8 protein-coding genes are annotated in these 7,239 nt (G+C 62.7%); 6 read left to right on the forward strand and 2 right to left on the reverse strand.

All coding sequences use genetic code 11. The features are described 5' to 3' along the window. The first annotated feature begins 92 nt into the window (after positions 1–92). Positions 93–1,232: a GNAT family N-acetyltransferase gene (locus ACS92L_RS00680; protein WP_438766348.1), complete on the forward strand. Its 1,140-nt coding sequence runs from the start codon at positions 93–95 to the stop codon at positions 1,230–1,232. Positions 1,233–1,277: 45 nt separating this feature from the next. After that, a complete protein-coding gene (locus tag ACS92L_RS00685; RefSeq protein ID WP_438766350.1) occupies positions 1,278–1,850 on the forward strand; it encodes a fasciclin domain-containing protein in 573 nt (190 codons plus the stop codon). Here ACS92L_RS00685 and ACS92L_RS00690 read toward each other — a convergent pair whose 3' ends face one another. Both ACS92L_RS00690 and ACS92L_RS00695 read right to left on the reverse strand, forming a co-directional pair. Further along, on the reverse strand, positions 1,851–2,894 hold the full coding sequence (locus tag ACS92L_RS00690; protein ID WP_438766352.1) for a nickel/cobalt transporter: 1,044 nt from the start codon (positions 2,892–2,894) through the stop codon (positions 1,851–1,853). Beyond that, on the reverse strand, positions 2,879–3,547 hold the full coding sequence (locus tag ACS92L_RS00695) for a DUF1007 family protein (RefSeq protein WP_438766354.1): 669 nt from the start codon (positions 3,545–3,547) through the stop codon (positions 2,879–2,881). The genes ACS92L_RS00690 and ACS92L_RS00695 overlap by 16 nt, the downstream gene beginning before the upstream one ends. A gap of 176 nt (positions 3,548–3,723) precedes the next feature. On the opposite strand from ACS92L_RS00695, the gene ACS92L_RS00700 reads away from it, so the two are divergent. From ACS92L_RS00700 to ACS92L_RS00715, 4 genes are read left to right on the forward strand one after another with little or no spacing between them, the layout of a single operon-like run. Then, entirely contained in the window at positions 3,724–4,668 is a 945-nt protein-coding gene (locus ACS92L_RS00700) for a metal ABC transporter substrate-binding protein (protein WP_438766357.1), read from the forward strand. Further along, positions 4,661–5,470, forward strand: coding sequence for a metal ABC transporter ATP-binding protein (locus tag ACS92L_RS00705; protein ID WP_438766359.1), 810 nt, complete (start codon positions 4,661–4,663; stop codon positions 5,468–5,470). Before ACS92L_RS00700 ends, ACS92L_RS00705 begins: the two co-directional genes overlap by 8 nt. After that, positions 5,467–6,342, forward strand: coding sequence for a metal ABC transporter permease (locus ACS92L_RS00710; protein ID WP_438766361.1), 876 nt, complete (start codon positions 5,467–5,469; stop codon positions 6,340–6,342). Before ACS92L_RS00705 ends, ACS92L_RS00710 begins: the two co-directional genes overlap by 4 nt. Then, positions 6,339–7,232, forward strand: coding sequence for a metal ABC transporter permease (locus ACS92L_RS00715; RefSeq protein ID WP_438766363.1), 894 nt, complete (start codon positions 6,339–6,341; stop codon positions 7,230–7,232). Before ACS92L_RS00710 ends, ACS92L_RS00715 begins: the two co-directional genes overlap by 4 nt. The last annotated feature ends 7 nt before the right edge of the window (positions 7,233–7,239 follow it).

The raw sequence follows: 7,239 nt of genomic DNA on the forward strand, positions 1-7,239 counted from the left end.
CATCCCGAAGCGTTGCCACCCTCGGGGCCGAGTCGGGCGCGTCAGAGCCTTCTATCCTGTATCCCTATCATGTACCCGGCTGGAGAGGCGCCATGAGTCTCGATATTTGCGATATCGGTGCAATGGCCGATATCGATGCGCTGCAGTGGAATGCGCTGGCAGGTTCGGATTACCCCTTTATCCGTCACGAGTTTCTCAACGCCCTGGAGGTGACCGGGGCCGTCTCCTCGCGTACCGGCTGGACCCCGCACCACCTGACGATATGGCAGGGTGAGCGACTGGTGGGCGCCATGCCGCGCTATCTCAAGGACCACTCCTGGGGTGAATACGTCTTTGACTGGCAGTGGGCCGATGCCTGGGAGCGCGCCGGCGGGCAGTACTATCCCAAGCAACTCAGCGCCATTCCCTTTACCCCCGCGACCGGCCCGCGGTTGCTGCTTGCGCCCGATATCGATGCCGATGAGGCACTAAGCGCCATGGCCGAGCATCTTGAAAGTGCCGGTCTGGTGTCATGGCATCTGCTGTTTCCCGACGCCGCGCTTGCCCAACAGTGGTGTCAGCGCTGGCCCGAGCTGCTCCAGCGCAGCGGCATGCAGTATCACTGGTTTGACCGGGGTTACGGCGATTTCGAGAGCTTTCTGGGGGCCATGACCTCAAAGCGGCGCAAGGAAGTGCGTCGTGAACGCCGCCGTGTGGCCGAGCAGGGGCTGACAATGCGCCGTCTGGCCGGCCAGGAGATCGACCGGACGGCCATCCAGCACTTTTATCGCTGCTATCAGATCACTTATCTGGAGCACGGCCAGCGCGGCTATCTGGACATCGAGTTCTTTTATCGATTGCTCGAGGAGATGCCCGACGCCCTGGTACTGGTTCAGGCGCTGGACGAGACGTCGCGACCCGTGGCCGCAGCGCTGTGCCTGCGCGGCTCGACTACGCTTTATGGACGCTACTGGGGCAGTGAGGTCGAGGCCAGCTGCCTGCATTTTGAAGCCTGCTACTATCAGGGCATCGAGCACTGTCTGGATGTCGGGCTGTCCCGTTTCGATCCGGGCACCCAGGGCGAGCACAAGATCGCCCGCGGGTTCGAGCCGACCGCCACGCGCTCGCTGCACTGGCTGGCCCACGATGGTTTTCGTGACGCCGTAGCGGATTTTCTGGCGCGCGAGGAGACGGTCATGGAGCAGATGCGCCTTGAAGCGGCCAGCATGCTGCCCTTTCGTCGCGAGAACTGACCCCCGATGGCAACCGATGTTTCGTATTTACGTCATGGAGAGATGATGAAAACCTTGTATCGCGGTGTGTGGATAGCGGCCTGCCTGGCGCTGGCAAGCGGTAGTATGGCGTCGATGGCGCAGGCACAGTCGCAAGCGCAGCGAGCGCCTCAGCAGCAGCCGGGTGATATTACCGATCACCAAGAGCAAACGATTCTGGAAACGCTCAAGGCCAACGGCGATTTCGATACCCTGGTGCAGGTCATCGAGGATGCCGACATGAGCGACATGCTCGACGGGCGCGGGCCCTACACTATCTTTGCCCCGACCGACGAGGCCTTCGCGCGCTTGCCGGACAGCGAGCGTCAGGCGCTGCTCGATGGCGAGCATCAGCAGTGGCTGAGAAAGGTGCTCAAGTATCATCTGCTGCCGGGCACGGTGCCGGCCAGCGAGTTCAAGACGCTGGGTCGCCCCCAGGCGCTGGTAGGACAGCTCAGTCTGCGTGTGGAAAACGGTCAGTATCAGGTCAACGATGTGCCGGTCGATCGTCAGGAGATCCGGGCACACAACGGCATCGTTCACCCGATCGAGGGCGTGCTCATCCCCTGGGATGCTACCGGCCTGCGTCCGGACTCCTGATCAGCCGGCCAGACCCGGAGGTCTTTGCATCAAGGGCGACAGCGACGTATCCGGGGCATTGGTCAAAAGAGCGATGCCCAGCAGCGTAATCAGCGCGCCGCCCAGCAGGGCAAGGCAATACCCCAGCCCCAGCGGGCGGCGGGTGCCGGCGCGCTGAAAGAGATGTGCCATGCGAACACGCGCCAGTACGGTCAGGGCGGCCAGCACGGACGTGGACAGCGCCGTGCCCACCGACATGGCCAGCACCGCCAGAACGCCGGCCGACCAGAAGCCCAGCATGGCCGCAACGCCCAGCACCATGACCGCCCCGCTGCACGGGCGCAGTCCGATTGAAAAGATGGCCGCTGTCATCTCTCGCCAGTGCCGACCGCTGCTCATGGGGTCGATATGATGCGTTCGGCCGCAGTGACAGGGGCCGCTGGCGACATGCGCAAGCGGTGTCATGACGCTGGCGCCCGTCGAGTGCGCCGGTGTCAGTCGCAAGGCGCCGGGTGACACGGTATCGGCAGGCGAGGGCGACGGGGCCGTCTCGGCTCGCAGTCGGTACAGACCGCGACCGGCGCGCGCCATGAGCCAGAGCCCCAGCGCCGTGACGGCGGCAAAGCTTGCCTTTTCGACCCAGGCGGTGCCGGCCATCGCTTCCCGGGTCAGCCAGCCCAGCCCCAGCACCAGTACCGTCACCATTACGATGGCGACCACGCCCTGCAAAAGGGCGGCGCTGGCGGTCATGACCAGACCGCGGGTCAGGGCCGCGCGGTGGGTCAAAAGATAGGTGGCCACCACGGCCTTGCCGTGGCCGGGGCCGAGGGCATGAAAGACGCCGTAACCCAGACTCAACGCCATTAGATCCAGCCAGTCACTGATCCCTTCGCGCCGGGAAAGCGCCATCATGGCCTCGGCCAGCCCCCGATGCAGCGTGCGCTGCTGCACAATGATGTCGGTAACCAGCGAGTGCCAAAGCCCCTGGCCGATGGGCGAGAGCCAGAGTGCCGCCACAAGCAACACGGCAAGCGTTAGCCCGAGAGGCTTTACGAGTCCTGACACTTGATCACTCCGGTATCCGTGAAGAGACGGCCAATGCCTTCGGGCGCCTCGCCGGTAATGTCGATCGCCGATACCCGGGCAACGACTGCCGGGTCGGGGTCGGCGTGGACTATCTCGCCGTGGCACTGCGGTGGCGCATTGACCAGTTCGATGGGGTGTTCGATCCGATCGTCATACAAAAACTCGATGAAATAGGTGTCATCAAACACCTGCCAGCGCAGTGACTCGTCAAGCGGCTGCGGCTCGGCCAGCGTCAGGATGAAGGAAAATTCGACCCGGTTGTCATCCAGGCGGGTGGTGTAATCCTCGATACCGCCCAGTGCCAGTTCCCTGTCGCCGTCGTAGACGTGGGTCAGATAATGCTGACTCGCCAGATTGGCCGCGATCTCGTGGCCGAGCGCGTCCAGACGCTGCGCCATGCTTTCATCACCTGCCACGCCCTCAAGCCCTTCCACCATGGTCAAACTCTGAAACGGGTCCATCTTCCATGACTGCTCAAGTGCTGTGACCTGCCCCTTGTCATCGACCATGACGGCGACGCGGTAATCGATCCAGCCATGCGGATGCGCCATGGCTGCGGTAGCCATCCATGACAGGACAAGACCTGCCAGCAGGGCAGTGCCGCGCGGCAGACGCCGGGAATGTAGTGACACGTGATGGCCTCTCATCGGTAATCGAAAGGGCATGTTGCCCCAGCCATATCGAGGTGGCGAGCGATGGATGCCACAACGAATTCCGGTTCATCAGTTCCGGTTAAGCAACTCGGGGTTTCTTTTTTAACCGTGGTTAAATAAGATCTCATGACGATACCAGTCAGGAGAGATTCGCCATGATGTCAGGGATTGAAGCGGCCACGACGACGCCTTCTCACAACCGCATGGCGAAGGCGCGTTCGGTGATGATACCGGCGCTGATGGTGTTGCTGTCGCTGTCGGGTGTGGCGCAGGCGCAGGAGCGTAAAACCGTCGTTGCAAGCTTTACGATCATGGCAGACATGGCCCGGCAGGTGGCCGGCGAGGCACTTGATGTGGTCTCCATCGTGCCGCCGGGGGCCGAGATTCATGAATATGCACCCACTCCGCGCGATATTCTCAAGGCGCGTCGGGCCGATCTCCTGTTGTATAACGGTCTGGGGCTTGAACGCTGGTTTCAGCGTTTCTATCAGGGCATGGACCATGTCCCCACCGCCGTTTTGACCGAGGGCATCGAGCCCATCGGGCTGGGCGACGGCCCCTATCAGGGCCGCCCCAATCCGCACGCCTGGATGACGCCGGCCAACGGTCTGATTTATGTCGAGAACATTCGCCGGGCGCTGGTCGCGCTGGACCCCGAGCAGGCAGCGATCTATGACCGCAATGCCAAAGCCTACAGCGAGCGTCTCGAGGCCATGGATCATGAGCTGAAAAATACTTTCGCACGCATTCCCGAGGCGCAGCGCACGCTGGCCACCTGCGAAGGGGCCTTTTCCTATCTGACCCGGGCCTATGATTTTCGCGAGCGCTATCTCTGGGCGGTCAACGCCGAACAGGAAGGCACGCCGCAGCAGGTGCGCCGTCTGATCGATCACCTCAACGCCGATGAGGTGCCGGTCACCTTCTGCGAAAGCACGGTCAACGACCGGGCCATGAAACAGGTCACCTCCGAGACCGGCGCGCGCTACGGGGGCACGCTGTATGTCGATTCGCTTACCCGCGCCGACGGCCCGGTACCCGATTACGAAACACTTTTGCGCTACAACGCGGGGCAGATACGACAGGGGTTCGACCTTGAGTAACGCATACCCACATGACGATGCGGTCATCGACGTCTCACGCACCAGCGTGCGTTACCCCGATGGCCATCTGGGCATCCGGGATATCTCCCTGACGTTGCCCACAGGCAGTGTCTGTGCGCTGATCGGTCCCAACGGCAGCGGCAAGTCCACTTTGTGCAAGACCATTCTGGGGTTTACGAGCCCCACCAGTGGCCGGGTGACGCTTCTGGGCATGACGGTGCGACAGGCGCAAAAGCGCCATCTCGTCGCCTACGTGCCCCAGGCCGAGGAGGTGGACTGGCAGTTCCCCGTCTCGGTATGGGACGTGGTGATGATGGGACGCCAGGGGCAGATGAACTGGCTGCGCCTGCCCTCGGCGCTGGATCGGCGCTGCGTGGAAGAGGCCATGGCCCGCATGGAGATCACCGACCTGGCCCGTCGCCAGATCGGTATGCTCTCCGGTGGTCAGAAAAAGCGCGTCTTTCTGGCCCGGGCGCTGGCCCAGGGCAGCCGCATTCTGGTGCTCGATGAGCCCTTCACGGGCGTGGATGCTCATACCGAACAGGGCATCATGGGGCTGATTCGCGGGCTTCGCGATGAGGGCGTAACCGTGTTGATCGTCACCCATGCGCTGTCCAGCGTGCCGCAATACTGCGATTACGTGGCGATGGTTTCGAAGCAGCTCGTTGCCTTTGGGCCGGTAGCCACCACGTTCACCCAGCGCCATCTGGCCGCCACCTTCGGTGACGTCATGGCCGATACGGTCGTGTCGGACACCGAGCGTAGCACGTCGGATCGCCGCGCGGCGTGGAGTCTGTCATGAGCGGCGACCCGATCGCGGTATTGCTGGCGCCGTTTGAGTATCAATTCATGACGCGCGGCATCTGGGTCGGCACGCTGATCGGTGCCGTGTGTGGCTGGCTGTCCTGCTATGTGGTGCTCAAGGGCTGGTCCCTGCTGGGCGATGCGCTCTCCCACGCCGTGGTGCCGGGCATTGCGATTGCCTACGCGCTCGGCCTGCCGTTTGCGCCGGCGGCCTTTATCAGTGCCCTGCTGGCGGTGGGCGGCATCGGGCTGATCAAGGGGCAGGGCGCCCTGAAAAGCGATGCCGCCATCGGCGTGGTCTTCTCGGCCTTTCTGGCGCTGGGGCTGGTGCTGATCTCGCTTAACCCGAGCGGGGTACAGCTCAGTACGATTCTTTTTGGCAACCTTTTGGGCATTGGAGATGCCGAGACCGTTCAGCTGGTCATCATCTCCGTGATCTGTCTTGTGGCGCTGTCGCTGCGCTGGAAGGATTTGATACTGTATTGCTTTGATGAGGGGCATGCCCGGGTCATGGGGCTTAACGTCGTCTGGCTCAATGCGCTGCTGCTGTCGATGCTCTCGCTGATGACCGTAGGGGCATTGCAGGCCGTGGGGGCGCTGCTGGTCGTGGCGATGCTGATCACGCCCGGTGCCTGCGCCTGGCTTTTGACCGACCGCTTCGGACACATGCTGTGGCTGGCCCCATTGATCGGCGGGGCGTGCGCTTTCGTGGGCAGCTGGGCGAGTTATTTCATGAACAGCTCGGTCGGCGGCACCATCGTCTTGCTGCAGACGCTGTGTTTTCTGATCATTTTCGTGCTGGCGCCGCGTCATGGCCTGCTGGCCCGGCGGCGGCGCGGCCCGGAGACGCTGGGTGAGGAAGGGTCATGAGTGCGCTGAACGAGTGGTTTGATGTGCTCTTTTTGCCGCTGACGCTGGATTTCATGCGCCAGGCCCTCTGGATGGGGCTGCTGGTCGGCACGGTCTGCGCCGTGCTGTCTTGTCTGATCGTATTGAAAGGCTGGTCATTGGTCGGTGATGCGGCTTCACATGCCGTGGTGCCCGGCATTGTGCTCGCCTGGCTTGCCGGTATTCCCATGGTCATCGGGGCGCTGGCCAGTGCCCTGTGCTGTCTGCTGGGGGCCGGGCTGATCGAGCGACACTGTCGTATTCGCCCGGATGCGGTGCTGGGTATCGCCTTTACCGGCTTTCTGGCGCTGGGCATGGTGCTGGTGGCCATGGTCCCCTCGGACGTTCACTTCATGCACATTCTGCTGGGCAATCTGCTGGGGATCGAGGCCTCAACGCGCTATCAGCTCATCGTGACCGGCATCGTCGTTTTAAGCGTTGTGGCACTGAAGTTCAGCGACCTTCGACTCTACTGCTTTGATCCGCAGCAGGCGCAGGTAATAGGGCTCAATACCCGCCGGCTGCAGCTGTTGCTGACCGTGTTGCTGTCGCTTGCCACCGTCATGGCACTTCAGGCAGTGGGCGTGGTGCTTGTGATCGCCATGCTGGTCACACCGGGCTGTACGGGCTTTTTGCTGACCCGCCGGCTCGCCTCGATGATGATGGTGGCGGCGGCCAGCACCTGGCTTTCGGTGCTTTTGGGCGTCATGTTGAGCTTTCATGTCGATGTCGAGACCGGCGGGGTCATCGTGCTTGTTCAAGCGTTTCTCTTTTTGCTGGCCTTTCTTTTTGCGCCCGGGCGCGGGGTCATCTTTCAAAAGGTGCGCGTGCGACGCGCCATCCGCGCTGACAGGGAAGCCGCTCGGGGATAAGGGCCAA

The sequence above is a fragment of the Kushneria halocnemicola genome (genome assembly GCF_965650455.1).
In the GTDB taxonomy this organism is placed as follows: Bacteria; Pseudomonadota; Gammaproteobacteria; order Pseudomonadales; family Halomonadaceae; genus Kushneria.

Excerpts from the sequence above, each read along its gene's own strand:
- ACS92L_RS00680 (WP_438766348.1), top strand. The coding sequence starts at position 93 with ATGAGTCTCGATATTTGCGATATCGGTGCAATGGCCGATATCGATGCG.
- ACS92L_RS00700 (WP_438766357.1), top strand. The coding sequence starts at position 3,724 with ATGATGTCAGGGATTGAAGCGGCCACGACGACGCCTTCTCACAACCGC.
- ACS92L_RS00715 (WP_438766363.1), top strand. The coding sequence starts at position 6,339 with ATGAGTGCGCTGAACGAGTGGTTTGATGTGCTCTTTTTGCCGCTGACG.
- ACS92L_RS00685 (WP_438766350.1), top strand. The coding sequence starts at position 1,278 with ATGAAAACCTTGTATCGCGGTGTGTGGATAGCGGCCTGCCTGGCGCTG.
- ACS92L_RS00710 (WP_438766361.1), top strand. The coding sequence starts at position 5,467 with ATGAGCGGCGACCCGATCGCGGTATTGCTGGCGCCGTTTGAGTATCAA.